Origin of the sequence: Microcystis sp. M49636_WE2, assembly GCF_030065375.1 — a bacterium.
GTDB lineage: Bacteria > Cyanobacteriota > Cyanobacteriia > Cyanobacteriales > Microcystaceae > Microcystis > Microcystis aeruginosa_C.
Genome location: NZ_JASJFG010000997.1, coordinates 1 through 2,753, shown reverse-complemented (window position 1 = coordinate 2,753; position 2,753 = coordinate 1). Strand labels below are relative to the sequence as shown.

Here is a 2,753-nt window from a genome sequence, read left to right as displayed (position 1 = left end):
TAGGGCATACCGGAACCTTTGGGCTCGATCCAATAAACGCTTGGGGAGAGAATACCTCTACTTTTTCAGAAGCAATTCTGTCTAAGCAAGTAATCTCTGTGAACCAAGAATCCCCGTCTCTTTAGAGCGGGGAGTGTCAACGTCTTTTTAGCAATTTTTAGCTGATCAGCACTGGTTCTGTCTCTGTCAAAGTTAAATCCACTCCTCTTCATCCCCTTTGTTTACCTCCCGATCTTGGTTTTGATCTTGGGCGGGGGGTGTAATAATCCGATAATTGACATCGTACACTTGATCGGCCTTTTCCCCGCGAGTCTGTTTGGCTGTGCGGTAACTATAGGAATAAACCGAGCCGGTTTGAGAACTGTCACTAGGAGGCTTGACAAAATCAACTTTTTCCCTATCAGCCACCCTAGGCGGGAATTCTTCCCGCTCCTGAATGATCGTCGGTTTTTCGGGGGGTGTATCAAAATTCCAATCATCACCGCTATCTCTTTCCCAATCGTTACTCGGTGGAGACGGAGCAGAATCTTGAATATAGGTAGGTCGGGGAGATGGCGGTGGGACTGTAGGATTATTTCCTATACGAGGGGAAGCTTTTGGGGCAGCCACAGGACGACCAAAACTATAGAGAAATTGCAGGGTTAAACCACTGATAATTCCCGCTAGGGTAAAAAGTAACACCCAGACCGCTAGGGGCAGTTTTACCGTCATAATACCGCCAAAAAAGACCAAAGTGATCGCCCCCAGATTCTGCCAGATCAGTAATCCGCCCACAGCGATCGCAAATAAGACCATAATCCAGCCCATTTTTACCTCCCTTGATTCAGTGATTCAGTAAACAGTGATCAGTAAACAGTGATCAGTGATCAATCACTAAGGGACTTGCGTGGGAATAATATCCCAATCGATCGGAGGGCGCAAGCTTTGCGCCCCTACAGTAACGGATTTTGTCCACAATGTAGGGGCGAACTGCGTTCGCCCAAAAGGTACATTATCAAAGCGCAGGTCCCTAACCACTAACTAACCACGGGAGCATCTCAATCAGGTTTTTATGTCAAGCTATTTTGAAAGCCTTGCTAGAAACCAGTTTTATGGATAAGTATAATTACTCACTTGCATAAATGAGATGCTTTCCCACTAACCACTAACCACTGTCCACTATCCACTGATCACTGATAACTGATAACTGTTAATGTCCTTGCCAGCGATTAATGGCCACACAATCGATATCTAACTGATCGAGAGTACGAGCGATGACAAAATCGACCAAATCCTCGATCGATTGGGGATGGTGATACCATGCCGGTATTGCTGGCACAATTCTAACGCCCGCCTCGGCTAAAGTGGTTAAATTACGCAGATGAATTAAACTAAAAGGGGTTTCTCGCGGCACTAAAACCAATTTTCTGCCCTCCTTAATCTGCACATCCGCCGCTCTTTCTAGCAAATCGGAACTTAACCCCCCCGCTAATTTAGCCACTGTACTCATGCTACAGGGAATAATTACCATACCAAGGGTGCGATAGGAACCACTGGCGATCGTTGCCCCCACATCCCCCCAACGATGACAGCGTAATTTTCCCCTTTCCATCACCCCGCATTGGCTGCGCCAAAATTGTTCTTGCAGTTCCGGTTCTGGAGGCATCCGCGTCTGATCTTCCGCTTGCCAGACAGTGTAAGCTGATTTGGAAGCCACTAGATCGATCGTGTAGTCGGCTAAAAGTAGATATTTGAGGGTACGCACGGCATAAATCAGCCCTGATGCCCCCGTAACGCCCAAAATTAGCGGTTTAGATAATTCCTTCAAGCTCTAATTCCTCGATCAATTGTAATCCTCTCGGGTCGCCCACTTTTAATAAAGCACCTCTCGCATCTTCCTTGACACCTAAATCCTCATCTTCCACCAAGGCCTCGATCAAAGCATCGATCGCCGTGGCATAAATCACATTGAAGGGCAATTCTCGGCATAATTGACCAATTGACCAAGCGCAATTACTCCGCACCGCTGCGATTAAATCTCGGCGCAATCCTTCAATTAAAGGCGGCAACACGGTGATGATATCTTCATAATTGACCTTGGCAATCTGGGCCAAACTACTGGCGGCCCATAATCGCACCGCCGAAATATCGGTTTTGAGAGCATGAACCAAAGGCTCGATCGCTCTGCGGTCGCCACAGTTACCCAGGGCCCAAACTACCCCTTTTCTGACGTAACCATTCCAATCTCTGGCCAGTAGATCGATTAAAGGCTCCACGGCGCTAAGACTGGGATTTCGGCCCAAAGCGTAGGCGACACTGACACGCACTAGGGGACAGACATCGCTTAACATCTCTAGTAAAGGAGCGATCGCTCTTTCGTCACGCAATTCACAAAAGGCGCGGGCCGCGATCATTCTCTCGCTCAGATGATCAGAAGTAAGCAATGAGAGCATTTCCTCTGGATCGGGGGGGATTTCCGCTGCTTGATCCGGATCGCTCCCATCGAGAGGATTATTTAAGGAGTTGCTAGGGTCTAGGATTTCATTGTCGTACATACTTGTTAGATTATCTTAATCCGTGACCGCTTACGTCAAGCCCAAAATCAAAAAGTAATTGCTGGTTCGGGAGACTTATCAGTTATCAGTGAACTGAAGATCCAAATCCGAGCGAAGATAGGCAGCCCGTATCATCACTGATAAGCTAAGACGCATTCTCACCGCCTATTCTTGCATTTACAAAACCTAGCAGACTAGAAAGTAAATACAGGGCAAATT

3 protein-coding genes are annotated in these 2,753 nt (G+C 47.3%); all 3 read right to left on the bottom strand.

Translation table 11 applies throughout. The annotated features are described in order from the left end of the window. Positions 1–192: 192 nt before the first annotated feature. The 3 genes from PX484_RS22900 to PX484_RS22890 all read right to left on the bottom strand — a co-directional run bounded on the left by PX484_RS22900 (position 193) and on the right by PX484_RS22890 (position 2,534). The gene (locus PX484_RS22900) at positions 193–807 is read right to left on the bottom strand and encodes a LapA family protein (RefSeq protein ID WP_004163697.1); all 615 of its coding nucleotides are present in this window, start codon (positions 805–807) and stop codon (positions 193–195) included. Positions 808–1,189: 382 nt separating this feature from the next. Then, on the bottom strand, positions 1,190–1,807 hold the full coding sequence (locus tag PX484_RS22895) for a flavin prenyltransferase UbiX (protein ID WP_159247621.1): 618 nt from the start codon (positions 1,805–1,807) through the stop codon (positions 1,190–1,192). Further along, entirely contained in the window at positions 1,791–2,534 is a 744-nt protein-coding gene (locus tag PX484_RS22890) for a HEAT repeat domain-containing protein (protein WP_004163699.1), read from the bottom strand. The genes PX484_RS22895 and PX484_RS22890 overlap by 17 nt, the downstream gene beginning before the upstream one ends. Positions 2,535–2,753 lie beyond the last annotated feature (219 nt).